Source organism: Halogranum amylolyticum, assembly GCF_900110465.1.
GTDB lineage: Archaea > Halobacteriota > Halobacteria > Halobacteriales > Haloferacaceae > Halogranum > Halogranum amylolyticum.
Window position 1 is genome coordinate 212,360 of the sequence record NZ_FODV01000001.1, and the last position, 23,743, is coordinate 236,102.

General features: G+C 67.4%; 19 protein-coding genes. 13 read left to right on the top strand and 6 right to left on the bottom strand.

What is annotated here, in order from left to right; genetic code table 11:
- Positions 1-981 carry a hypothetical protein gene (locus tag BSG17_RS00985; RefSeq protein WP_089820600.1) on the bottom strand — a complete coding sequence of 327 codons (981 nt, stop codon included), beginning with the start codon at positions 979-981 and terminating at the stop codon, positions 1-3.
- A 260-nt stretch (positions 982-1,241) separates the two neighbouring features.
- On the opposite strand from BSG17_RS00985, the gene BSG17_RS00990 reads away from it, so the two are divergent.
- A complete protein-coding gene (locus BSG17_RS00990; protein WP_089820601.1) occupies positions 1,242-2,996 on the top strand; it encodes an asparagine synthase-related protein in 1,755 nt (584 codons plus the stop codon).
- 99 nt (positions 2,997-3,095) lie between these two features.
- Here BSG17_RS00990 and BSG17_RS00995 read toward each other — a convergent pair whose 3' ends face one another.
- Complete coding sequence (locus tag BSG17_RS00995; protein WP_089820602.1) at positions 3,096-4,061, bottom strand: glycosyltransferase family 2 protein; 966 nt, start codon at positions 4,059-4,061, stop codon at positions 3,096-3,098.
- Positions 4,062-4,333: 272 nt separating this feature from the next.
- On the opposite strand from BSG17_RS00995, the gene BSG17_RS01000 reads away from it, so the two are divergent.
- The 10 genes from BSG17_RS01000 to BSG17_RS01035 all read left to right on the top strand — a co-directional run bounded on the left by BSG17_RS01000 (position 4,334) and on the right by BSG17_RS01035 (position 15,203).
- A complete protein-coding gene (locus BSG17_RS01000; RefSeq protein WP_089820603.1) occupies positions 4,334-5,344 on the top strand; it encodes a DUF1616 domain-containing protein in 1,011 nt (336 codons plus the stop codon).
- Positions 5,337-6,440, top strand: a complete 1,104-nt coding sequence (locus tag BSG17_RS01005) for a DUF354 domain-containing protein (protein WP_089820604.1) — start codon at positions 5,337-5,339, stop codon at positions 6,438-6,440. Before BSG17_RS01000 ends, BSG17_RS01005 begins: the two co-directional genes overlap by 8 nt.
- Before the next feature lies 1 nt (position 6,441).
- A complete protein-coding gene (locus BSG17_RS25840) occupies positions 6,442-6,666 on the top strand; it encodes a hypothetical protein (RefSeq protein WP_139246537.1) in 225 nt (74 codons plus the stop codon).
- Positions 6,663-8,555, top strand: a complete 1,893-nt coding sequence (locus BSG17_RS01010; RefSeq protein WP_089820605.1) for a hypothetical protein — start codon at positions 6,663-6,665, stop codon at positions 8,553-8,555. The genes BSG17_RS25840 and BSG17_RS01010 overlap by 4 nt, the downstream gene beginning before the upstream one ends.
- Positions 8,556-8,669: 114 nt before the next feature.
- Entirely contained in the window at positions 8,670-9,722 is a 1,053-nt protein-coding gene (locus tag BSG17_RS01015; RefSeq protein ID WP_089820606.1) for a glycosyltransferase family 4 protein, read from the top strand.
- A gap of 124 nt (positions 9,723-9,846) precedes the next feature.
- Complete coding sequence (locus BSG17_RS01020) at positions 9,847-11,346, top strand: lipopolysaccharide biosynthesis protein (protein ID WP_089820607.1); 1,500 nt, start codon at positions 9,847-9,849, stop codon at positions 11,344-11,346.
- Between the two features lie 126 nt (positions 11,347-11,472).
- Positions 11,473-12,234 carry a glycosyltransferase family 2 protein gene (locus BSG17_RS01025; protein ID WP_089820608.1) on the top strand — a complete coding sequence of 254 codons (762 nt, stop codon included), beginning with the start codon at positions 11,473-11,475 and terminating at the stop codon, positions 12,232-12,234.
- Positions 12,235-12,326: 92 nt separating this feature from the next.
- A complete protein-coding gene (locus tag BSG17_RS01030) occupies positions 12,327-13,481 on the top strand; it encodes a Gfo/Idh/MocA family protein (RefSeq protein WP_089820609.1) in 1,155 nt (384 codons plus the stop codon).
- Between the two features lie 97 nt (positions 13,482-13,578).
- Positions 13,579-13,710 carry a hypothetical protein gene (locus BSG17_RS28170; protein ID WP_280141146.1) on the top strand — a complete coding sequence of 44 codons (132 nt, stop codon included), beginning with the start codon at positions 13,579-13,581 and terminating at the stop codon, positions 13,708-13,710.
- Positions 13,707-15,203, top strand: coding sequence for a TrkH family potassium uptake protein (locus tag BSG17_RS01035; protein WP_089820610.1), 1,497 nt, complete (start codon positions 13,707-13,709; stop codon positions 15,201-15,203). The genes BSG17_RS28170 and BSG17_RS01035 overlap by 4 nt, the downstream gene beginning before the upstream one ends.
- An 18-nt stretch (positions 15,204-15,221) precedes the next feature.
- On the opposite strand, the gene BSG17_RS01040 is transcribed toward BSG17_RS01035, so the two are convergent.
- Both BSG17_RS01040 and BSG17_RS01045 read right to left on the bottom strand, forming a co-directional pair.
- Positions 15,222-16,859 (bottom strand): potassium channel family protein, encoded by a 1,638-nt coding sequence (locus BSG17_RS01040; RefSeq protein ID WP_089820611.1) that lies wholly within the window; start codon positions 16,857-16,859, stop codon positions 15,222-15,224.
- Between the two features lie 87 nt (positions 16,860-16,946).
- On the bottom strand, positions 16,947-18,122 hold the full coding sequence (locus BSG17_RS01045) for an FG-GAP repeat domain-containing protein (RefSeq protein ID WP_089821003.1): 1,176 nt from the start codon (positions 18,120-18,122) through the stop codon (positions 16,947-16,949).
- A 221-nt stretch (positions 18,123-18,343) separates the two neighbouring features.
- On the opposite strand from BSG17_RS01045, the gene wecB reads away from it, so the two are divergent.
- Both wecB and BSG17_RS01055 read left to right on the top strand, forming a co-directional pair.
- Positions 18,344-19,507 carry a non-hydrolyzing UDP-N-acetylglucosamine 2-epimerase gene (wecB, locus tag BSG17_RS01050; protein WP_089820612.1) on the top strand — a complete coding sequence of 388 codons (1,164 nt, stop codon included), beginning with the start codon at positions 18,344-18,346 and terminating at the stop codon, positions 19,505-19,507.
- Positions 19,504-20,817 carry a nucleotide sugar dehydrogenase gene (locus BSG17_RS01055; protein ID WP_089820613.1) on the top strand — a complete coding sequence of 438 codons (1,314 nt, stop codon included), beginning with the start codon at positions 19,504-19,506 and terminating at the stop codon, positions 20,815-20,817. The genes wecB and BSG17_RS01055 overlap by 4 nt, the downstream gene beginning before the upstream one ends.
- Before the next feature lie 180 nt (positions 20,818-20,997).
- Here BSG17_RS01055 and BSG17_RS01060 read toward each other — a convergent pair whose 3' ends face one another.
- The gene (locus BSG17_RS01060) at positions 20,998-22,395 is read right to left on the bottom strand and encodes a sulfatase (RefSeq protein ID WP_089820614.1); all 1,398 of its coding nucleotides are present in this window, start codon (positions 22,393-22,395) and stop codon (positions 20,998-21,000) included.
- 155 nt (positions 22,396-22,550) lie between these two features.
- Entirely contained in the window at positions 22,551-23,672 is a 1,122-nt protein-coding gene (locus BSG17_RS01065) for a hypothetical protein (protein ID WP_089820615.1), read from the bottom strand.
- Positions 23,673-23,743 lie beyond the last annotated feature (71 nt).

The following is a 23,743-nucleotide window of genomic DNA, read 5'->3' on the forward strand; positions in this document are numbered from 1 at the left end:
TCAGAGATAGCCGAGGCTCTCGAGGCGGTCTCTCACCAGCTCGTCGTCGGTCTCCGAGTCGTCGCGCGGCGTCGCAGACGGGTCGGCGGTCGTCGGCGCGACCGGCTCTGCGGTTCCGGGCACAGGGTCCGACGAAGTAGCGGTCGACGCGCCGTGTCGGATCTCCTTCCGCGGGCCGTTCTCGAACACCAGCCACGGCACCTTCGTCAGCTGTTCGGTGTACACCCCCGGCGGGTGGCCGTACTCGACGCTCGGGATCGGCCGGGAGCGCTCGCCGATCATCTGGCCGTGATCCGCCGAGACGACGGTCCTGCCGGGGAGTGCACGCATCAGCTCCTCGACGTGCGGGAGGACGACGTCGAGGTTCTCGCAGAACGCTCGTCGGAGCAGCTCGTCGGAGAACCCGAACCCGTCGTCGAAGGCCGCGTCCCACTCGAAGGCGAGGTTGTCGAGATCGAAATTCGCCACGCCGGTCTCGCCGACGAACGGGTAGTGCGGCTGGAGGAAGTGGACGAGCAGCCGCTTGTCGGGGTGGCGCTCGGCCGCGTCGAGCGCGAAACGGACCATCGTCTCGGGCATGACGGTCCGGTAGGTGTCGTGCCACCCGCCCTCCTTCCAGACCTCCACGACCTCGTGGAACCGCGCGTTCAGCGCGTCCTCGTTCCGGTAGTACATCGGGCTGGCGGTCACGTACACCGTATCGCGCAGATCGCGGTCGGCGACGTTCGCCTTCAGGAACTCGCTCGTGTGCGACCCTCGTGAGACGCGCGACTCGAGTCGGCCCGGGAGCGCGTGCTGGTCGCGGAACATGTCGTAGCGACACGCGTCGAGGAGGAGCAGGTTGTCCCACTCCTCGGCGAAGACGTCGACTCCGGCCGGGTTGAACCGGCTGTTCCCGCGGGTGTGGTACAGCCGGTTCATCTCGCGAAAGAGGAGGCTCGGCGTCTCGATCGCCCGCTTCAGCTGTGAGAGCGTGTACATATGTCGTTGCGTCGACTTGGCCGGACGACCGCATTGTTATAACACGGTTAACGCGACGGTAACGGCCGCGAACCGGGGCGTCACGGGGTCGACGCCGCCAGCGGGCGGCCACGGTCGGCCCCCGTCGACGTCGCACGGCCGGCCCCCGACAGCGGAGCGACGCCCGGTGTTCGACCACGTAGCGGACGTATAACCAATACCGCTCCGGACGAAGCGTCTCTCCAGCACACACGAGCCTCGTGTTCGTGACCGCTCTAGCAATGACAGGACTCATCGGTGGTACACTCTCGGAATCGACGTTGACAGCACTTCTCGCGAAGACGCCGACGAGAGGCGACCTCGAGACGCTCACGCTCTCTCGCGGCGACATCGCGCTCGGTCTCTCACATCTCGGGACGAGAGACCCCCGCGGCTGGGCCCACTGGGACGGCGACGGGGTGACCGGCGTGCTCTACGGCGCCGTCTCCAACCTCGACGACCTCGGCTTCTCTCTCGGAGGACTGTTCCGTAGCGTCTTCGAGAACCCGGTCGACATCCTCCCGAACGTCGACGGCCCGTTCGTCGTCGCCTGCACCGACGGCGACCGCGTCGTCGTCGCCACCGACAAACTCGGGACGCGCTCGTGTTACTACTCGCTCGCCGACGGGTTCGTCTTCGGGTCGAACCTCGACGCGGTCGCGTCGGCGGTCGACGACCCGACGGTGAACGAGCGGGCGGTCGGCGACCTGGTGATGATCGGTCACGTCTGGGGCGACAAGACGCTCCTCGAGGAGGTGTCGTATCTCGATTCGGGGACGGTACTGGAGTACGCCGACGGTGCGGTCGAAAAGACGCGCTACTGGACGTTCGAGTTCGACACGCGGGCGCGGTCGTCGTTCGTGCCGACCCTCGTCGACGCCTACCGGACCTGCATCCGCGACTCCGCGGCGACGATGGACGGCTCGGTCGGCCTGTGGCTCTCCGGCGGCCTCGACAGTCGCGCGATGGCCGGCGAACTGAGCCAGCACGTCGACCTCCTGACCTACACATACGACGCCAACCCCGCCGGCGGCGGCAACGTCGAACTGGCCCGCGAGGTGGCCGCCCGCCTCGGTCTCGAGCACGAGGAGGTCGAACTCACCCCGGGTCCGTTCGTCGACAACTTCGCGGACGCCGTGACGCTGACCGACGGGATGCTCGGCTGGCAGACGTTCTTGAACCTCACCGCCGTCTTCAACATCTCCGATCCGACCGACATCCTGCTGGAGGCCTGTGGACAGGGCGGGATGATGGGCGACGGTCTCAGCCGTGCCGCGGTCGAACTGAGCGACTCCCCGGAGGACGCGCTCTACCGTGCGAAACACCAGACGTCGAAGGAGCTCGTGAATCGCATCCTTTCGGGCGACGTCGACCTCGATCGGACGTACCGCGAGGAGGTCGCAAAGAGCCAGCAGTCGGGGTACGTCGAGACCGTGCTGGACTGCTACTACCGCAACTACTTCCCGCGGGGTGACTTCGCCAGCAACAAACTCGTCCGGAGTCGCGCGGGGACGCGCGTCCCGTTCGCCCACGGCGAGTTTCTCCGGGCGGTGACGAAGATGCCGCTCGACCAGCGGGTCGGCTGGGTGCCGGCGACGAAGGGGAAGATCCCGTTCGGCACCGCCGAGGCGAAACTTGAACTCACCCGTCGACTCGGGTACGGGTTGGAGACGATCCCCTACGAGCGGACCAGAGTCGCCCCCGAGCGACCGCTCTGGCTTCACGCCGCCGGCTTCGTCGTCGGAACGTCGCTCCAGCGCGTCCGCGGGAAGACAGCCTACGGCGGCCGACGGCTGCAGAGTCAGTGGTCGATCGGCGACGAGCGACTCTCCTCGTTACTGGCGGGACTCATGGACGATGCGGCCGACCGCGAGTTCTTCGACGGCGACCGGATTCGCCAACTCTCCGAGGAACACTTCAGCGGCGACGTCGACCACATCGGCGCGGTGTCGGGCATCACGACGGTCGAACAGTGGCTGCAGTCGCACTACGACTGAACGACGGTCGACGAACTCGCTCGTCTTCGGAGCGCTCGAGAGGTATAGTGTTAACCGCGATGCGAAATCGGAGAAGGAGAGTTACGAATCACCGAGCGGTCACCCCGGAACCGACCCCCGTCCGGAGAGCCACTGTTTGAGGCGGCGGGCGGGCGGGTAGCTGACGGGGCCGGTGAGGGCCAACGCGAGGTAGCCGTAGGTCGACCGTCGCGTCGGGTCGTAGCGGAGCGAACGGAGCAGGTGGACGACGGCGTCGCGGTAGTAGCCGTTCCGAAGCGCCGAGAACCCCAGCGTGGCGTTCAGGTGGCCGACGAACTGACGGGCGCAGTCGGACCCGTACGTCGCCGCCAACGACCCGTGTTTCTCGACGAGAAGCGGGTAGGAGACGTCGCGTTTCCGCTCGAAGTCGTCGGTGATCTGCCCGTGGCCGGTCACGCGGCGGACGACGAGCGGTTCGGCGACGGAGGCGTACCGACAGTGCTGCGAGAGACGGATGTGCCACTCTTTGTCCTGCCAACTCGGAAACCGTTCGTCGGGGTAGCCGGCGGCCTCGACGGCCGATCGGCGGACGGCGAACCGCGAGAACGTCGCCGCCTGCAGTTCGCCGCGGAGGATGCGCTCCGTGATGTCGCCGTCGTACTCCGGTATCGTTCGCCCGATCTGCTCGCCGTCGGCGTCGACGATGCGGACGCCGGCGGCGACGGCACCCACCTCGGGGCCGCCCGCGAGGAACGCCTCGACTATCCGCTCGACGGCCGTCGGTTCCCAGTAGTCGTCGTCGTCGAGGAAGGCGACGATCTCGCCGTCGGTCGACTCGATACCGGTCCGTCGAGCCGCGTTCGCTCCCTCGTTCTCCTCGTGTCTGAGACAGCGCCACTCCAGCGTCCCGAGCGACAGCGCCGAGAGGACGGGTTCGACCGGCTCCGGCGAGTGGTCGTCGACGACGACGAGTTCGACGTTCGGATACGTCTGTGCGGCGACGCTCTCGACGGCGTCGGGGAGGAACTCGGGCCGCCCGTACGTCGGGATGACGACGCTGACGAGCGGCGTGGTGGTACGCTCCATTGCAGAGAGGTCGGGTCTCGGAGGCTTTGTTATACGGACCGTTCCAGGGGCGCTACGACTCGTCGCGAGTGGTCTCTCCAACGACGCTCACGCAGCCGACGACGTCGACCCTCGAAGTCGAAGAGCCGACGTGACGCCGTATGGTAAGCAACGCTGTCTGTCGTTACAGAAGCTATAACAAAGCGGATTCGTCCCCCATGGGGTGGCAGTGATACTCGACTGTCCCCCCGGCGTAGACCGCCGGATCAGACCGTCTGCCCGGAGAGGTGAGGATGCGTAACCGGGCGTTCGTCGCGCTCGTCGGCGACGTCGTCGCGACGCTCGTCGCCGTCGCCGTCCCGGTCGCCGTCGTCGCCGCGGGTGTCGGCGGGCCGATCCGGGCGGTGCTCGGCGGAGTGCTCCTCCTCTTCCTGCCGGGGTACGCGCTCACGACACTGTTGTTCCCGGCCGAGAGAGGCGTCTCTCCCGACCGGGACGTCCGCTCGCCGATGGCCGGGGTCGCCAGTTCTGGGCGGGCGGGGCTCCCACTCCTCGAACGCCTCGCGGTCGGGTTCGGACTGAGCGTCGCGCTCGTCCCCGTGTTCGCGTGGCTACTCGGCACCGCGAACGCGGCGGCGGCGTTCGAGACGACGTCGGTCCTCGTCATCTCGGCCGCGACGGCCGTCCTCGGGACGCTGTTCGGCGCCGTCCGCCGTGCTCGCCTCCCGCCGAGCGACCGGTACGTCCTGCCGTTCGGCGACGTCCGACGGCTCCGAGCGCTGTGGGACGTTCCGAACGTCGACCGGGCGTTGAACGTCGCGCTCACGCTCTCTATCGTCGTCGCCGCGGTGATCGTGACCGCCGGTATCGTCGCCCCGAACGACGGCGAGACGTTCACGCAGGTGTCGATCCTGACCGAGGCCGACGACGGCTCGCTCGTCACGGGCGACTACCCCGACCGGATCGCGCCGGGCGACTCCTCCGAGTTGGTGCTCGAGGTGGAGAACTACGAGCAGCGGCGGGTCGCGTACACCGTCGTCGTCCAACTCCAGCGGGTGGACGACGCCGGTCGCGTCCGCGAGCAGGCGGAGCTCACCCAGTTCTCGCGGACGCTGCGAGACGGCCAGACCTGGCAGAGACCCCACGAGGTGTCGCCGACGTTCGAGGGGGAGAACCTCCGCGTCGCCTACCTCGTCTACCGGGGTGAGGTTCCGGAACAGCCCACGCTCGACTCGGCGTACCGTTCGGTGACGCTGTGGGTCGACGTCACGCCGTCGGACGGCGAGGGGGGCGGCGATGAGTGACGCGGTCGGGTCCATTCGAGCGTCGACGAACGCCGCGGCGGACGACCGCCCGGTCGACGTGTGGGTCGATCTCGCGAGCCCGTGTCACCCGTTCTTCTTCGCGGCGTTGACCGACTCGCTGCCGGACGTCCGGACGGCGGTGACGGTCCGCGAGAAGACCGAGACGGTGCCGCTCGCCCGCGAGTTGGGGTTCGACTTCCGCACCGTCGGAAGAGACTACGAGAACCCGACGCTCCGGAAGCTCGGCATCCCGCTGCGGACCGCACAGCTCGCGCTCCGGATGCCGACGGCGGACGTGGCGCTCTCCTCGCGGAATGCGATGTGCGTCCTCGCGGCGAAGGCCCGCGGCGTCCCCTCCATCCACTACACGGACAACGACATCTGCGCGTACGTCGACGGGCTCCGGTCCGAGGAGCTGTACCATCGGCTGGAGGCGCAAGCGACCCACAACGTCGTTCCGGCGGCGTTCCGGACGGAGGTGCTCACCGACCGCGGTGCAGACCCCGACCGGGTTCACAGCTACGACGGCTACAAGGAGGACGTGTACGTCGCAACGTTCGAGCCGGACCCGACGTTCCCGGAGCGACTCCCGTTCGACGGCGAGGCGTTCGTCGTCGTCCGCCCCGAGGCGCTGTCGGCGACGTACGTCGACGCCGAACGGAGCATCGTCCCCGAGCTGCTCGCCGACGCGACGGCCCGCGGCATCAACGTCGTCTACCTCCCGCGCGACAGCGGCGACCGCGCGTTCGCCGAGGGAGTAGACGAGTCGCGGCTCTACGTCCCGCCGGAGGCGCTGTCCGGACTCGACCTGGCGTGGCACGCTCGCTGTGTCCTCACCGGGTCGGGGACGATGGCTCGCGAGGCCGCGCGGATGCAGACGCCGGCGGTGTCGTTCTTCCCGAGCACCCGCATCTCCGTCGATCAGGCGCTGATCGAGGCCGGCGACGTCTACCACTCGCGGGACCCCGAGGCCATCGTCGACTACGTCGAGTCGCTGTCGAACCGGGACGCACGGTCGGATCTCTCGACGGCGAAGCGCGTCCACCGCGAGGTCGTCGACCTCACCGCGGACCTCATCACGGAAGTGAGTGAGTGAGATGTCTCGAAAGACGCCGACGGATGGCTGCTCGGATGCGACTGCCGGATTAGAGGCCGTCGAGACGGGACGCCGTCGCGGTAGCGAGCGCGGACCGACCGGTGTCTCGGCGGTACCGAGACCCCGTTCGACCGTCTCTTCGGCCGTGAACCCCCCTCGGAACGTGCGCACGCTGCGGGCCGCCGAGAGCGTTCGACGCGGCGTCCGGTCGGAGGTGGGGCGGTGAACGCCGTGGGTGCGGCGCTGTCCGACGCGGAGTCGACGACTTCCAGTCGTGCCGTCCGTCTCGGACTCACCGTCGGCTATCTCTCGCTCGCGGTCGGCGTGTTGGCGGCGCGAGCGGCCCCCGCGACGGGGTACGAGCCGTCGCTGTACACGGCGACGCCCCTCCTCTTCTGGGTCGGCGTAGTCGTCGCCGCCACCGTCGGTCTGACGGCGAGTGTGGTCGGTGGACGACTCGGTCGCTACGCCGGTCTCGGGCTCGCCGGCCTCGCGACGGTCGCGTTCCTCGCGCTGCCGTTCCTGCGGAGCTACTACTTCTACGGCTCCGGCGACGCGCTGACGCATCTGGGATGGGCGCAGGCGATGCTCGGCCCGGAGTTCGGCTTCTACGACCTCATCTACCCCGGCGGACACGCGCTCGCGATCTCGCTGGCACAGCTGATGGGCGTCCCCGTCCGGTACGGACTGATGTACGCGATGCTCACCGTCTCGGTGGTGACGCTCGTGTTCGTCCCGCTGTCGGTGTGGGTCGTCCTCCGCGACCCGCGGGCGCTCCCGGTCGCGGTCGCCACCGCGATGTTGATGCTGCCGATGAACAACGTCAGCACGCATCCGGGGTTCCACAGCTACACGCTCGGAACGCTGTACTTCCCGTTCGTCCTCTACCTGACGTTCAAACACGTCACCCGCGCGGCGGACGACGACGCGCTCCCGTCGTGGCTCTCGGCGGTGAGTCTCCTCTCGCCGGTACCGCTGGCCGCGATGGTGTTCTACCACCCGCAGGTCGCCATCGACGTCATCATCCTCCTCGGGACGATGCTCGTCGTCGGCGTCGTCTACCGCCGCCGGGCCACACACGACGTTGACGCGGCTCGGTTCGAACAGCGACTGCTCCTCGGACAGGTGTTCGTCGTCGGTCTCATCTTCCTCTACTGGGCGCTCCAGTACGAGAAGACCTACTCGTTCGCAGAGAACACGGTGAACTCGCTTCTTTCATTCCTCGACACTGGGGAAGGGGCGGGCAGTATCGCACAGGATCGCGCGAACTCGACGGCCCAGTTGGGGATCAGCATCTGGGAACTGTTCGCCAAACTGTTCCTCGTCAAAGTGGGGTACGTCGCCGTCGCCACCGCGCTCGTCGCCGCGAAACTGTTCGGACGGGCGAACAACCGTGAGAGCGACAGCGGGATGGCGATCACCTACATCGGTTTCTCCGGGCTGACGCTCGGCCCGTTCTTCGCCGTCCAGTTCCTCGGCAACGTCTCCACGTACTTCTTCCGTCACCTCGGGTTCGCGATGGTGCTCGTCGGGATCCTCGGAGCGGTCGGACTGTACTACGCGTCGACGTCTCTCGGTAGCTACGTCGGCGACCGGGGACGCGCCCTGTTCGCCGTCGTCGGCGTGCTCGTCGTCTGTCTGTCGCTCGTCGCCTACTTCCCCTCGCCGTACATCTACGTCCCGTCGTCGCACACCCCGGAGACGCAGTTCGTCGGCTACGACGCGACGTTCGACGATCTCCCCGCGGAGGCACCGCTGGCGAAGGTCCGAACCGGGCCGAGTCGGTTCTCCGACGCGCTGAACGCGGACCGCCCCGACCGCCTGCTCTGGGGCGTGCCCGGCCCGCAGCTGGACAGCGTCGAGAACGTGACGCGGTTCCGCGGCGGCGACGGCACCGAGTTCCCGGCGTACTATCTCGTCGTCTCCGATCGCGACGTCGGCCGCGAGGTCGTCGGCTTCCACGGCCTACGATACCAGTCCGCCGACTTCCGGCGCGTCGACGAGGCGGTCGATCCCCGGATCTCCCGCGTCCAGACGAACGGCGACTACCGGCTGTACTACGTCGACCAGCGGGGACTCTCGCTCGAACCGACCGCCCCGGCCGCAGGGGGTTAGCGCTCGGCTAACGGGCGTCTCGTCCGTCTCGCGGAGCGCCCGGGTCGGCGGACACTCGCTCTCGCTCGGGTAAGCGTCTGCATTACTATCCGCCGAGCGACGAGCATCTCTCTCATGCGGGCGACAGAGATCCTATTGATCGGCCCGGCGGGGAAGCAGACTGGCGGTATCGCACGATATATCCACGAGCAACGGCGTCGACTCGGCGACGGCGCCCGTGTCTACGACGTCGCCGTCCCCGACAGTGAGACGCCGTTGCAGTTCCTCCGGGCGGCCCTCCTCGCGCTCGCGCAACTCGTCCAGTTCCCGTTCCGACGACCGCCGGACGTCGTCCACGTCCACACCAGCCACTGGTACTCCTTCTTCCAGTCGAGCGCGTACATCCTCTACGCCGCGTCCGTCTGGCGCGTTCCGGTCGTCCTCCACGTCCACGGCTCGTCGTTCGACACGTTCGTCGACACGGAGTCGCGGCTCCTCGGGGCGTTCCAGTCGTTCGTCTTCGCCCGCTGTACGACCGTGGTCGTCCTCTCGGACTACTGGTCGGACGTGGTCGCCGACCGCGTCGACCCCGCCAAACTGTTCGTCCTTCCGAACGCGGTCGACCCGACCGACTACGACCCCCGGTACGGCGCCTCCCCCCCGCACGTCGTCTTCGTCTCGAACCACATCGAGCGCAAGGGCGTCGCTGAGTTCGTCGCCGCCGTCGACGACCTGCTCGAGGCGGGAGCGCGGATGCAGGTGACGATCGCCGGCTCCGGACCGCTGTCGCATCTCGCCGAGGAGTTGGCCGCCCGCAGAGCCGCGGTGACGTACGAGGGGTACGTCAGCGAGACGCGGAAACGCGAGCTTCTGAACGAAGGGTCCGTGTTCGTGTTGCCGACGCACGCGGAGAACCTGCCGATCGCACTGCTCGAGGCGATGGCCGGCGGCAACGCGCTCGTCTCGACGACCGTCGGCGCGATCCCGAGTCTCGTCGACGACGACAACGGGGTCCTCGTCGCTCCCGGCGACGAGGTGGCGCTCCGGGGGGCGCTCTCGTCGCTGCTGGCGGACCCGACGCGCATCGAGTCGATGGCACGGACGAGTCGCGCACGTGCAGAGCGCGAGTACTCCTGGCGCACCGCCGTCGACTCGCTGGAGGGGCTCTACGCCGAACTCGCTCACTGACCGGTGACGAGACGGCGCCGTCACACCGCAATCGCGGCGTACCGTCCATTACTGAATTCATAACGATACCCTCCGAGCACACTCACTCGTGTATGAGCGCAGGTGTCGGTGGAGAGGTGCGAGGATGAGCGGGGACCGGTCGCTTCTAGACCGGATCATCCCGAGCGGGGGCACCGCAGAGCGCGTCGTCAAGGGGGCGTTCTGGGCGATGAGCCAGAACGCCTTCGGTCGGATCCTCCAGTTGGCGATGCTCGTCATTCTCGCCCGGCTCATCGGCCCGTCGGAGTTGGGGCTGGTCGGCATCGCGCTGCTCTCGGTGAGCGCGGTCCAGAAGTTCACGAACTTCGGCCTCAACGCCGCGCTCGTCCAGCGAGAGGAGGAGAACGTCGACGAGCATCTGAACACGATGTGGGTGCTGGAGATGCTGCGCGGGACGCTCATCTTCACCGTGCTGTTCCTGGGCGCGCCGCTCGTCGCCCAGCTGTTCGGCGAACCGCGCGCGACGGATCTCGTCCGCGTCATCGGTCTCTCGCCGCTGCTGTTCGGGCTGACGAATCCGGGCGTGATGTACTTCCAGAAGAAACTCGAGTTCCACAAGCAGTTCGTCCTCAGGATCGGCGGCGAGGTCGCGCAGTTCGTCGTCGCAGTGGCCGTCGCGCTGGTCGAACCGACCGCGTGGGCGTTCGTGGCGGGCTACGTCGCCGCCGACGTCGTCCGACTGGCTGCGTCGTACGCGATGCACAGCTACCGACCGAGACCGGAGTTCGACCGCGACTCCGCCGGGCAACTCGTCGGCTACGGCAAGTGGATCACCGGCTCCTCGATCCTCTACTTCCTCTACAGCGAGGGCGACGACGCGTTCGTCGGCTGGTTCATCAACCCCGCGGCGCTGGCGTTCTACCAGTACGGCTACCGCTTCTCGAACGCGCCGGCGACCGAGTTGACCAGCGTCGTCTCCTCGGTGATGTTCCCCGCCTTCTCGAAGATACAGACCGACGCCTCGATGCTCCGGGAGACGTTCCGCAAGACGCTCCGGCTGAACGCGTTCGTCTCGGCGCCCGTCGCCGCCGGCATCGCCGTCGTCGCACCGGACTTCGTGATGACGTTCTTCGGTTCCGAGTGGATGTCGATGGTGCTCCCGATGCAGATCCTCGCGGTGTACGGGTTCCTCCGCGCGCTCGGACAGACGTTCGGCCCGGTGTGGAAGGCGCTGGACCGTCCCGACCTCATCACGAAGCTCTCGGCGATCCGTGTGGTGCTGATGGCGATTCTCATCTGGCCGTTGACCGAGGCGTACGGTATCGCCGGGACGGCCGCGACGGTGACGATCATCTCGCTGTTTCCGATGGTGCCGCTCGACGTCTACGTCACCGTCCGGATGCTCGAACTGCGGACGATCGAGGTCTACCGCGAGATCGCTCTCCCGACCGTGGCGAGTCTCCTCATGGCCGGGGTCGTCTGGTTCGTCGACGGGAGCGTCGACCTACCGGCGGTCGCCGAACTCGCCGTCTCCGTCGGCGTCGGCGTCGTCTCGTATCTCCTCTTCGTGTTCCTGTTCGAACGGCAGTTCGAGTGGGGGATCGGCCGCAACCTCGAGAGCATCGTCTCGGCGGTCCTCCGCTGAACTGCCTCGTCGACGTTGCCACGAGGGGTGGTGCGCCGATGCTCCGCCGAACGTACCGCCGATTCGACGGCGCGCCGTTAGGTTGTCTATACTAATCGACCGCCAGCCTGTGAGTACAGCTATTCAATGCCCGACCTGAGCGTAATCATCGCGACGCTGAAGCCGCGAGCCGAGATCGAGTGTCTCCCGTATCTCGAACAGGGGACGTTCGACGACTACGAGGTGATCGTCCGAAACGACGATCGTGTGACAGCTGCCCGAAACGAGGGGATACGGCAGGCGTCGGCCGAGAAACTCGTCTTCCTCGACGACGACTCCCAGCCGTGTCCGGACTACCTCGAGCGAGCGTCGGCGGTGCTCGACCGCGAGGCCGCCTACGCGGGGAAGGTCGTCCACCCACGCGACGACATCTTCGCCAAACATTTCACCCCGCACTACAGTTTCGGCGAGTCGCCGCGGTACGTCACCCGTTTCTGGGGCTGTAACATGGGCGTCCGCAAGGAGGTGTTCGAGACGGTCGGCTACTGGGACGAGAACATCACGTGGGGCCACGAGGAGAAGGAACTCGCTGAGCGGGTCATCGAGGCTTACGACATCTACTACGACCCGGAACTGCTCGTCCACCACTACTACACCGACTCGATCCTCGACTACTGGAAGAAGCAGTACCGACTCGAACGGCAGACGCCGTACTTCTGGGACACCCAAGGGAAGACCACCCGCTGGCAGTGGCTCAGGATCGCCCACGACGTGCTTCACCCGATGCACTACCTCGGCTGGTCGGCGAAACACGCTCTCGTCCGTTCGGGCGGGAACCTCGCCCGGACGGCCGGTCGCGTCCGCGGGATGCTCGGCAAGCGACCGTCCGAGCGGTCGACCCACTCCTGAGCAGTGTCGGGGAGTAAGCACTCGTTCCCGCCCGCCGATGCGACGTTATCGAACGACTACTCATCTCACCGGAGTCCGTACGAGGGAGCGAGATGACCTACACAGTCGCAGTCGTCGGCACCGGCGCGGACCCGGACAGCCCCGACTCGAACGGCTACGCGATGGCGTACCGACACGCGCGGGCGTACGAACGGCTCGAGAACTGCCGCCTCGTCGCCTGCGCGGACGTCGTCGTTGAGAACGCGCGAGCGTTCGCCGAGACGTTCGCGATCCCGCCGGAGCGCGTCTACGAGAACTACGAACGACTGCTCGCGGAGGTGGAGCCGGACGTCGTGAGCGTCTGTGTTCCCCCGGCAGTCCACGCGGAGATCGTCGTCGGCTGCGCCGAGAGCGGCGTCGTTCAAGGGATCCACTGCGAGAAGCCGATGGCGAAGACGTGGGGGGAGTGCCGCGAGATGGTGCGCGTCTGCGACGACCACGGCGTCCAACTGACGTTCAACCACCAGCGGCGGTTCGGCGGCCCGTTCCGGACGGCGAAGCGACTGCTCGACGCGGGCGAGATCGGCGAGTTGGCGCGAGTCGACGTCGGCGGGCCGAACCTCTACGACTACGGGTCGCACCTGTTCGACCTCTGTGGCTACTTCACCGACCAGACGCCGGCGGAGTGGGTGATGGCACAGATCGACTACTCCGAGGAGAACCTCCAGTTCGGCGTCCACAACGAGAACAGAGCCATCGCCCAGTGGCGCTACGAGGACGGCACGTACGGCACCGCTTCGACCGGGGCCGACAGCACGCTGAACTGTGAGCTGCGCCTCGTCGGCAGCGAGGGGACCCTCGAGATCGGCGTCGACGGCGGCCCCGCGCTCCGGATGCGCACGTCCGGCGGGTGGAAGACGGTCGACACGGACGGCGACGGCATTCACGGGCCTACGCCGGGGCTCGTCGGGCGCGCCGCCAAACAGGTGAAGAGCCGCGTTCCGTTCCTCCCGGTGGACCGACTCACCCCCGACGCCCCCACGTTCATCGACCGGGCCGTCGCGGACGTCGTGAGCGCACTCGACGAGGGGCGACGGCCGGAACTCGCCGCCGAGAACGCACTGCAGGCGACCGAACTGATCTTCGCGTGCTGGGAGTCCGCGCGACGCCGCGGGCGGGTCGACCTCCCGCTGGAGGTCGACTCGAACCCGTTGGAGGAGATGGTCGAGGCGGGTGAGATGCTCGCCGCGTCTCGCATCGCAGAGTGACTGTTCAAGTGGAGGGGAATTGGCGCGAGAGCCGACGTCGACGCTCGGGTCGGCGAGACGAGGTTTTTTCAGCTCTCTCGGCGAACCCGACTCCCGTATGGAGGATCGTCGAACGTCGAACGGCCGCTGGCGACACGAGCGGTGGGAACGGACCGCGCGTCGTTCGCCCGTCGAACGCGACGCTCGCGTCGGCCGCTCGGTCCCCTCTCTCGTCGTAGGCGACGCATGAGACTCCGGGTCGACTGGCGGGTGAGCTGTCGGCTGGTCGGGACGATCCTCAAGTGGCTGTGGGTGCCGCTGCTCGTCCCGCTGGCGCTCGCGCTGTACGACGGCACCGCGCTCCTCCCGTTCGTCCTCCCGATACTCGGCACGACGATCGTCGGCTTCGGACTCGAACAACTGACCGACGAACCCGACCTGCGGACGCGGGAGGCGTTTCTGATGGTGTCGCTGACGTGGCTGAGCATCGCGCTCGTCGGGGCCGTCCCGTTCGTCCTCGCCGGCGAGGGAGTGCTCGCCGAACCGATCAACGCGCTGTTCGAGAGCATGAGCGGCGTCACGACGACGGGTGCGACGATCATCACGGAGTTCGATCGCCACTCCCGGGCGATCCTGATGTGGCGGGCGGTGCTCCAGTGGATGGGTGGGCTCGGCATCCTCGTCCTGGCGACGGCGGTGCTCTCGCAGCTCTCGGTCGGGGGGGCCCAACTGATGGAGACGGAGACGCAGACCAGAGACGTCAACAAGCTTACACCGCGCATCTCGGAGACGGCGGCGCTGCTCTGGAAGATCTACCTCGGGCTGACCGGGCTGCAGGTGGCCGTCCTCTACGGGCTCCACCTGGTCGGCCTCGCGCCGAACATGACGCTGTACGACGCCGTCGCCCACGCGTTCACGACCGTCTCCACCAGCGGGTTCTCGCCCCGGGGCGACAGCATCGCCGCCTTCTCTCCGGCCGTCCAGTGGGCGATCGTCCCGTTCATGGCGACCGGGGCGACGAGTTTCATGCTGCTCTACTTCGTCCTGCAGGGGAACGTCGACCGCCTCCGCAACAGCGACGAGTTCCGGTTCTACGTCACGATCCTCGGCGTCTTCACGCTCGGCGTGAGCGGCGTGTTGATCGTCGACGGCGGCCCGCACACGGGCCTCGAAGAGATCATCCGCCACGCGCTGTTCCAGGTCGTCTCGATCACGACCACGACGGGGTACGCGAGCACCGACTTCAACCTCTGGTCGTCGGGCGCGAAGCATCTGCTGTTCGTCTGTATGTTCATCGGCGGGATGGCCGGGAGCACGACGTGTTCGATCAAGACGCTCCGGTGGCTGGTCGTCGTCAAGGCGTTCCGTCGCGACCTGTTCACCGCCTCGAACCCGAACGTGATCCGTCCGGTCCGCCTCAGCGGCAGCGTCGTCGACGAGGAGACGATCCGCGACATCTACGCGTACACCCTCGTGAGCCTCGTGTTCTTCATCGCCGCGACGGTCGTGATCGTCGTCGACGGCTCGCGAATCGAGTTGGCGATCTCCGAGTTCGAGGCGATGAGCGCCGCCGCGGCGACGTTCTTCAACGTCGGCCCGGCGTTCGGGGTCGCCGGACCGATGGAGAGCTACGACCCGTTCCCCGAGTCGTCCAAGCTGCTGATGACGTTTCTCATGTGGGTCGGTCGCATCGAGATCATCCCGGTGCTCGTGCTGTTGACACCGTCGTACTGGCGGTATTGAAGATCGCTACGCTCCGACTCAGTCGTGAGCGAAGTCGGTAAACCGCTGGATCCCCTCGTCCGTTCCCGCGATGATGACCTCGTCGTCCAACTCGATACGGAACTCCGGCCCGAGATCCGTGACGACCCGGCCGTCGCGCTCGACGCCGACGACGGTACACCCGGTCTCCGAACGGACCTGTGCGTCCCCGAGCGTCTGCCCGGTCAACTTCGGTGCGGAGGTCCGGACGACCTCGACCTGCTGATCGAGCGAGAGCACGTCCTCGTCCTCGAGGATCGTCGACGCGATCATCCGACCGCTCACGGTTGCGAGCGAGAGCACGTAGTCCGCGCCAGCCCGGTACATCTTCTGAGTACTGGCGGCCTCCTCGACGCGAGCCACGATCTCGGTCTGCGGGCTCAGATCTCGGACCACGAGCGTGGCGAACTCGGCTGCCGTGTCGTCGGGCAACGCGAGGATGATCGACCGAGCCTCGTCGATGTCGGCCGCTTCCAGCGTCTCGGGGTCGGTCGCGTCGCCGACGACGTCGACCCCCTCCATCGCCGTCCGGTCGACGACCGTGTAGGGGAACCCCGCCTCGGCCAGCGCGCCGGCGATCGTCCGTCCGACCTGTCCGTACCCGACGACGATGGTCTCGCCGTGTTCGAGCCGTCTGATCTCCGAGAGCGTGAGCTCTTTCAGCCGCGCGAGTTGGTCCTCCCGGCCGGTCACGAGTAGCACGGTCCCGTTCGTGAGCACCGCCTCGGGGGCGGGTGGGCTCTCGAACTCGCCGCGGAACCACGCGCCGATGACGTTGACCCCGGCCCGTTCTCGGATGCCGCTCTCGGCCAGCGTCGTCCCGGCGAGTCGACTCCCACGGTGGATGGGGAGTTCGGCGACCTCGATGTCGCCACCGATGTCGATAGCGCCGTCCAGATCGCTCGTCACGGAGGTCGTCACCTTGGAGGCGAGACTCTTCCCGAGGAGGGGCCGAGGAGAGAGCACCGTGTCGGCACCCGCGAGACGGTGGTACGCCGTCCGGTTCGGCTCTTCGACGACGCTGACGATCGGTATCTCCTCTGCCACCTCCTGGGCGGTCAGGACGATACTGGCGTCGACCTGATCGGAGACGTCGGCCACGAGCGCCCGCGCCTCGACGAGTCCCGCCCGTTCGAGTCCTTCGGTCGACTCCGGGTCTCCGTGGATGACCGTGTAGTCGTCCTCGTACAGTTCGGTCGCCCGCTCCCGGTCCGGTTCGACGAGGACGTAGCCGACGCCCCACGAGTCCAACTCGGCGATGAGTGCGTCGGTTCGGGGGGTGTACGAACAGATGACGACGTGGTCGGAGAGCCCGTTCTCGATCGACTTCGGGACGGTCGTCGAGAAGACGTCCTCCAGGAGGGGGAACACCAACACCGGAAGCGCCATGAAGATCACGGCGACGCCCGTCAGGTCCATCAGGATGACGAAGGCGTTCATCTCCGGGCTCTGCCAGGGAGCGTCGGAGCCGAACCCGGTCGTAGTGAACGTCTCGACGACCACCTGCAGCGAGTGGAGGAACGTGATGTCGTCTCCCTCGAAGATGCGCATCCCGTGGTGATAGAGGACGGCGTAGCCGAGCATCAGTCCCGTCAGCAGAATCGAGTAGTAGACCGTGCGCCGCCGCCACTTGTCCATGAGAAGAGAGACTCACCCGGCCACACTAAACCATGTGGAGACGAGTCGTCCGCCGGTAGCGGGGGAGACGTGGCGGAGACGGCGTGATCAGCCCTCGTTGTACCAGACGTCGACGTGGTGGTCGGGGCCGTAGGACTTGCCGACGACGTCCGGACGGCCGTCGCCCGTCAGGTCGGCGACCTTCGCCTCGTGCGTCGCGACGCCCGTCTCGACGACGTGTTCGCGGAACTCCCCGTCGCCGAGGTTCTCGAAGACGAGCTGCTGCGGCGAGTCGTTCGTGCCGAGCCCCATCTCGGCGACGTAGACGTCGAGGCGACCGCTCCCCGTGAAGTCGGCCACCTGGAGCGTGTGCGGACAGAACAGGTCGTCGCGGAGCACCGTCGGCGTCCAGTCGGGGCCGTCGACCCACGCGAGACGACCGGGGTGGGAGCCGTACTTCGGGGAGTCGCCCTCCGAGTAGACGATCTCTAACTCGCCGTCGTCGTCGAGATCGCCCACGGCGACGCGGACGTCGTCCCAGTCGGTGAGGACGTCCTCCCGGTGCCACGTCCCGTCGTCGTTCCGGTGATAGATGTGCGTCCCCGCGACGATCTCAGTGGAGCCGTCGCCGTCGACGTCGACGATCTGGACCCCCTCGACGCGGACGTCGTCGTCGACGATGTGACAGTGCGAGGCGGGCCACGGCGACCGATACGGGTTCTCGGGGACGTCGTAGTAGAAGATGGTGCGACTCTCCTGTGAGAGCCCAACCACTTCGACGTCGCCGTCGTCGTCGACGTCGGCGACGACCACGTCGTGGTACTTCTCGAAGTCGGTGGTGATGGTGTGTTTCGTCCAGAGTTCGCGTGGGTCGTCCGGTTGCTCGAACCAGTAGACGGCGTCGTGGTGGATCCCCTGCCCGGCGACGACGTCCAGACGGCCGTCGCCGTCGACGTCGCCGAGCGCGCCGCCGACGTCGAGATGGGGAGCGATAGCCATCTTGTGACGCTTCCAGCCGGGGTTCTCGTACCAGAACAGATGCATCTCCTCGAACCCCAGTCTGGTTCGGAGCGCGTCGAACGTCGGCAGTCGACTCTCCTTGGCCTTCAGTACGTACTGCTTGCCGGGGTACGGTTTGCCCGCACCGCCGACGATGACGTCGTCGCGGCCGTTGCCGGTGAGGTCGGTGGCGAGACAGAAGCCGAGACGGGCGCACGGGGGGGCGGGGTCGACGGTCTCGTGGCGGAACGTCAGTGACGACTCGGTTCGGTGTTGGGACTCCATCGACGAGAGAACGACCGCTCGATGCATTGTAATAGAGCGGTTAATTTCGGCCTATCCGACGGGACGGCGACGTGGCGTCCGGCCCGTTCGTGAGTCACCGTGACACGGTACTGCCAGGCGCTCTATAACAAAGCGCGTCCCGGACCAGGTACGACACAGTGAGTCGGCCATATGACAGTACAACGTGCCACACCGACGGCGGACGACCGTGGAGAAGAGCGATGACGGCCCGCGAGACGCCCGAAAGCATCGTCGTCGTACTCGGGACGCGGCCGGAGATAATCAAGTTCGCACCGGTGATACGCGAGTGTCTCGCTCGAGACGTCCCCTTCACACTCGTCCATACGGGACAGCACTACTCGCGGGAGTTAGACCGGGTGTTCTTCGAGCAGCTCGACCTCCCCGCGCCGGACGTCCATCTCGACGTCGGCTCCGACTCTCATGGGCGGCAGACCGCCGCGATGCTCGAAGGAATCGAGGACGTCTTGGTCGACGTCGAACCGGACGTCGTGCTCGTACAGGGCGACACGAACTCGACGCTCGCCGGCGCACTCGCCGCCGCGAAGCTGAACGTCGACGTCGGACACGTCGAGGCGGGACTCCGGAGCTTCGACCGCGAGATGCCCGAGGAGACGAACCGGGTCGTCGTCGACCACGTAGCCGAGTACCTGTTCACTCCGACCGAGGAGACGCGGCTGTATCTCGAACGGGAGGGGGTCGCCGGGCAGGTCGTCGTGACGGGCAACACGGTGGTAGACGCCGTCTACCAGTACGCCGACGTCGCCGCGGAGAAGAGTACCGTCCTCGACGATCTCGAGCTCTCTCCCGGCGAGTTCTGCCTTCTCACGGCGCACCGCGCCGAGAACGTCGACCACCCCGACCGGTTTCGGTCGCTGCTCGCCGGCGTCGCACAGTTCGCAGACCTGACCGGACACGAGGTCGTCTATCCGATCCACCCGCGCGCACAGTCGCGACTCGACGAGTTCGGCGTCGACGTCCCCGACGAGATTCGGGTGATCGACCCGCTGGACTTCCTCGACTTTCTTCGACTGGAGTCGACGGCCGCGCTCGCGTTTACCGACTCCGGCGGCGTTCAAGAGGAGTGCTGTATCCTCGGAACACCCTGCGTGACGCTGCGCTACACCACCGAGCGCCCCGAGACGGTGTACGTCGGCGCGAACTGTCTCGCGGGACTCGACCCCGCCGACGTCGTCGCCGCCGGGTCGCTGATGCTCGGCAAGCAGCCCGACTGGACGATTCCGTTCGGTGACGGACGGGCCGCCGAGCGGATCCTCGACGCGCTGACGGAGGTCGAGACGGACACCGACACGGCGGCGGCGACAGTGACGCCGACCGAGACGACGGCGACGGAGACGCTCCAATGAAGCTCTGCGTCCACGGCATCGGCTACATCGGACTGGCGACGGCCGCGCTCTTCGCGAACGCCGGCCACGAGGTCGTCGGCTACGACCCGGACGAACGACTCGTCTCGGAACTCCGAGCGGACAACCCTCGGACGACGGAGGACGAACTCCGGGCGTTCGTGCTCGAGGCACTCGACCGGGAGTTCGAACCGACGACCGAACCGGTCGAGGCCGACTGCCACCTCGTCTGCGTGCCGACGCCCTACGACGAGGAGTCGAGACGGGCGGACCTCACCTACGTCGAGGCCGCCGGGCGGACCGTCGCGGACCTACTTCGGCCGGGTGACCTCGTCGTCCTCGAGTCGACCGTCCCCCCAGGGACGACCGAGGGCGTCTTCGCGACGCTCCTCGAGACGTCCGGGCTGACGGCGGGCGTCGACTTCGCGCTCGCACACTGCCCCGAGATGGTACTCCCGGGCAACATCACGTACGAGATCGTCCACAACGACCGCATCGTCGGCGGCGTCGACGGGGCGTCCACCGACCGCGTAGTCGCGCTCTACGAACCGCTCGTCGAGGGGGCGATCCACCGTGCGCCCGACGCGACGACCGCGGAGTTCGCGAAACTCGCGCAGAACGCCTACCGCGACGTCAACGTCGCCTTCGCGAACGAACTCGCGCGCGTCGCCCACGACTACGGCATCCGGTCGCGCGACGCCATCGCACTCGCGAACGTCCACCCGCGAGTCGACGTCCTCAACCCCGGTCCCGGCGTCGGCGGTCACTGTCTCCCCATCGACCCGTGGTTCCTCGGGCAGTCGTCTGACTCGCTGGACCTCGTCGAGAGCGCCCGCCGCGTCAACGAGGGGATGGTCGACTTCGTCGCCGACCTCCTCGAAGCCGAGCTCGGCGCGCTCGCCGGGGCGAGCGTCGCCGTCCTCGGCGTCGCCTACAAGGGGAACGTCGACGACAGCCGTCACAGCCCCGGACTGCGCTTCGCCGACCGACTCCGGGCGGTCCAGGCGACTTCGGAGACCGAACTCGAGGCGACGGCGACCGACGGCGGACAGACGGATGCGGACGACGGCGTCGACGTCCGCCTCTCCGACCCCTACGTTGACGACCACGACGGGACGCTCGGCCTCGTCGCCCTCGACGACGCGCTCGAAGACGCCGACGCGGTCGTCGTCACCGCCGCACACGACGCGTTCCGCGACCTCGACCCCGAACGCGTCCGCGACCTCGTCGCCCGTCCGCTGGTCGTCGACACGCTCGCGTGTCTCGACGCCGAGCGGTGGCGGGCGGCCGGGTTCGACTACGTCGAGGTGTAGAGCGAGCGCGACGGACGCCGCCCACCGTTTCGAGCGAGCACTTTTCCGAGTGAGACCGGAGTCGATAGCGTACGCTGTCGCGTCGTCGAGTCGCGTTCGGTAGTCACCGTTCACCGGCGACGCTCTCCACTCACCGACCCGCTCCACTCACGGATGGGGAACGGCCCCAAAAAAGGAGACTCAGAGGTAGCCGAGATCCCGCAGGTGGGCGCTCATCGACTCGTCGAACTCCGAGCGTTCCTCCCGCCGTGAGCGGGGAGCACCGAACTCGGCCAGCCACGACTCACAGCGCGCGGCGAGGTCGTCACGCACCGCCGGTCGCTCCTCGTGCAGGTCGTACGTCTCGTCGGGGAGCTCGAACAGTTCCACGCCGGAGTCGCTCTGCGAGTAGCGATACTCCGGAGTGCGGAGGCTCGTCAGGTTGCCGACGTGGTACTGCGAAGCGTCGAACCCGGGGTCGTGCTCGCTTATTTTTGCCAGCTTCCCGGCGGCGCGATCACCGCCGCGCTGCGTCACCGCGAACTCCCGACGCTCGTCGCGGAGGTCGAGGCCGACCGGAACGTCGGCGTCGACGCCCGCCTCGGAGAGGACGGTCCGCATCGCGTCGGCGTGCTGGACGACGCCGTCGTGCCACCCCGAGAGTCCCGAGACGCCGGCGACGACGAGCGGGACGTGCGAGACGGCGTCGTTCACGGCGATCATGTGCGCCAGGAGACCGCGCTCGCCGAGCAGTTCGCCGTGGTCGGAGGTGACGACGACGATGGGGTCGTCGAGTCGCGTCTCGGCGTAGTCGATTATCCGCCGTGTCGTCTCGTCGACGTGACAGACGCCCGCGTCGTACATCGCGTGGATGGCGTTCCACTCGTCGTCTGCGAACGGGACGCCGCGAGCGATGTGGCCGTGGAGGTCTGCCGACATGTCCATCGAGACGTCGAGCGCCTCGTCGACCGACAGCTCGAACCCGTCGGCGAAGCGGTGCTGATACGGTTTCGGCGGGTAGTACGGGTGGTGGCTGTCGCCGAGGTGGACGTAGAGGAACAGCGGTTGGCCCTCGTCGACCGCCGTGTCGACGTGTCGCCGGGCGAGTGCGGCGTTGAGGTAGCCGATGGAGTGTTTCGGCGTGTCCCGCGTGTACCCCGCGGAGTGACGGTTGAGCCCGGCGAGATACCGGGCCATCGTCACGACCCCGGCCTCGCGGAGGAGCGTGCGCTTGCCGAGGTAGTGGAAGTGGTCGAACCCACGGGCTAGCCCCGTCACGTCGCTCAGCTGTGGGTTCGGCGAGACACACGCCGTTCGGTAGCCAGCGTCCCGGAGCGCCTCGGGGAGCGTCGGGACGTCGCGGGAGAGTCGAGCGTCCTCGCTCCACGTCCGGTGTGCCGACGGCGCGAGTCCGGTCAGGATCGACGCGCTCGACGAGCGCGTCCAGATGTCGTGCGAGAAGCAGTTCGTGAACGCGGCGCTGTCGGGACGGGCCGACAGCGTTCGGAGGAACGGTGTCGTGTCACGGTCGTACTCGCCGAGGGAGGTGTGATCCTGTCGGACGCTCTCGAGCGTGATCCAGACGATGTCTCGGGCCATAGGCTGTCTCCACACACGGGAGCGAGTGCAATAATTCGGCAGTCACTAACGGAACGGCGAGACGCACGACGGTCCGGTAGCAACCGACTACCGGGTGGGTTCGTCGACGAGGGAGAGCGAAGACGGGGTCGTTTCGAGTAGGCTTCGACAGCAGGTCACGGCGCGGTCTCGACCCGCTGGTCCAGTTCCGAGAGGCTGTCGACGAGGTCGTCCGCGATACCCGTCTCGATCCAGTCGCGGGTGCGGGGGACGAGCATCCGGTAGGTGGGGACCGTCTCGAACAGTTCCGAGAGGATCCGCCGTTCGGTCGCGAGTACCGACTCGAACTCGGCGGACTTCTCGGCCTCGGGGAACAGCGTGTCGAAGGCGGCGAAGTACTCCCGGAGCAGCGTGTTCCACTCGTACTCGTTGATCGTCGTCGTCTCGGTCAGTGCGTCCTCCGGGCTGATAGACGCCATCGAGACTGTCTCGCTCGTCGGTGCCGCACGGAGCACCACGACGTTGTCGAGTGTCGCGTTGTCGACGAACGCCGACCCGGGTAGCACGTCGCTCAGACTCGCGAAGGTTCGGCGGCCGTCGTCGAGGAACCGTCTCGTCAGGAAGAGCAGTCCCTCGTCGACGACGGAACGGGTCCGGTCGGCGTACTGTTCGACCAGCGTGGCGATCCGGGACTTGAGATCCCCGTCCTCGCGGTCGGTGTCGGTCACGCCACCGAACGACTCGACGTTGTGCGGTTGCATGTTGACGCCGAGCGGGTAGCCGCGGACCGACCCATCGGCGCTCACCCAGAGGCGGTCGTCGGCGAGATAGTCGCCACCCGAAGAGAGCAACGAGAGGAGCGTGTTCGTCTTGCCGGCGCTCCGCCAAGCGGGGAAGACGAACGTCGTCCCCTCGCGCTGGACGCCGGAGGCGTGGACCAGAGCGAACCCCTGCTCGACGAACCGGCGTCTGAGTTCGTACTCCAGCGGATAGACCACGTTGAACGGTTCCCAGTTGGGTGAGACCGTGATGTGGGTCCAGTCGGCGTCGACGGTCATGTAGTTCGACCCCTTCCGGACGACGAACCGGTCGCCGTCGCGTCCGTAGTGCGACCCCGGCGTGCCGAGGACGGTGTCGGGGTCGGGCGACTCCGTCGCCAGCTCGACGACGAGATCCGGTTCGCGGGTCGGCGTTCGCTCGCGGAAGTGGTCGTACATCTGCCGGTGCTGGTCGACCGCCCGTCCACCCTCTCCGCGCACTTCGACGAGATAGCTGTCGAAGAAGTTGTAGTAGCTCATGTCGGGGTCCCCGGGACGGTACTCGGGTGGGGTCGATCGGTCGAATCGCGTCGTCGCAAAGCTCTCCCGTG

What these genes read in the sequence shown, in the direction of transcription:
- BSG17_RS00985 (WP_089820600.1), bottom strand. Translation starts at nt 981, where the DNA reads ATGTACACGCTCTCACAGCTGAAGCGGGCGATCGAGACGCCGAGCCTC.
- BSG17_RS00990 (WP_089820601.1), top strand. Translation starts at nt 1,242, where the DNA reads ATGACAGGACTCATCGGTGGTACACTCTCGGAATCGACGTTGACAGCA.
- BSG17_RS00995 (WP_089820602.1), bottom strand. Translation starts at nt 4,061, where the DNA reads ATGGAGCGTACCACCACGCCGCTCGTCAGCGTCGTCATCCCGACGTAC.
- BSG17_RS01000 (WP_089820603.1), top strand. Translation starts at nt 4,334, where the DNA reads ATGCGTAACCGGGCGTTCGTCGCGCTCGTCGGCGACGTCGTCGCGACG.
- BSG17_RS01005 (WP_089820604.1), top strand. Translation starts at nt 5,337, where the DNA reads ATGAGTGACGCGGTCGGGTCCATTCGAGCGTCGACGAACGCCGCGGCG.
- BSG17_RS25840 (WP_139246537.1), top strand. Translation starts at nt 6,442, where the DNA reads ATGTCTCGAAAGACGCCGACGGATGGCTGCTCGGATGCGACTGCCGGA.
- BSG17_RS01015 (WP_089820606.1), top strand. Translation starts at nt 8,670, where the DNA reads ATGCGGGCGACAGAGATCCTATTGATCGGCCCGGCGGGGAAGCAGACT.
- BSG17_RS01020 (WP_089820607.1), top strand. Translation starts at nt 9,847, where the DNA reads ATGAGCGGGGACCGGTCGCTTCTAGACCGGATCATCCCGAGCGGGGGC.
- BSG17_RS01025 (WP_089820608.1), top strand. Translation starts at nt 11,473, where the DNA reads ATGCCCGACCTGAGCGTAATCATCGCGACGCTGAAGCCGCGAGCCGAG.
- BSG17_RS01030 (WP_089820609.1), top strand. Translation starts at nt 12,327, where the DNA reads ATGACCTACACAGTCGCAGTCGTCGGCACCGGCGCGGACCCGGACAGC.
- BSG17_RS28170 (WP_280141146.1), top strand. Translation starts at nt 13,579, where the DNA reads ATGGAGGATCGTCGAACGTCGAACGGCCGCTGGCGACACGAGCGGTGG.
- BSG17_RS01035 (WP_089820610.1), top strand. Translation starts at nt 13,707, where the DNA reads ATGAGACTCCGGGTCGACTGGCGGGTGAGCTGTCGGCTGGTCGGGACG.
- BSG17_RS01040 (WP_089820611.1), bottom strand. Translation starts at nt 16,859, where the DNA reads ATGGACAAGTGGCGGCGGCGCACGGTCTACTACTCGATTCTGCTGACG.
- BSG17_RS01045 (WP_089821003.1), bottom strand. Translation starts at nt 18,122, where the DNA reads ATGGAGTCCCAACACCGAACCGAGTCGTCACTGACGTTCCGCCACGAG.
- wecB (WP_089820612.1), top strand. Translation starts at nt 18,344, where the DNA reads ATGACGGCCCGCGAGACGCCCGAAAGCATCGTCGTCGTACTCGGGACG.
- BSG17_RS01055 (WP_089820613.1), top strand. Translation starts at nt 19,504, where the DNA reads ATGAAGCTCTGCGTCCACGGCATCGGCTACATCGGACTGGCGACGGCC.
- BSG17_RS01060 (WP_089820614.1), bottom strand. Translation starts at nt 22,395, where the DNA reads ATGGCCCGAGACATCGTCTGGATCACGCTCGAGAGCGTCCGACAGGAT.
- BSG17_RS01065 (WP_089820615.1), bottom strand. Translation starts at nt 23,672, where the DNA reads ATGAGCTACTACAACTTCTTCGACAGCTATCTCGTCGAAGTGCGCGGA.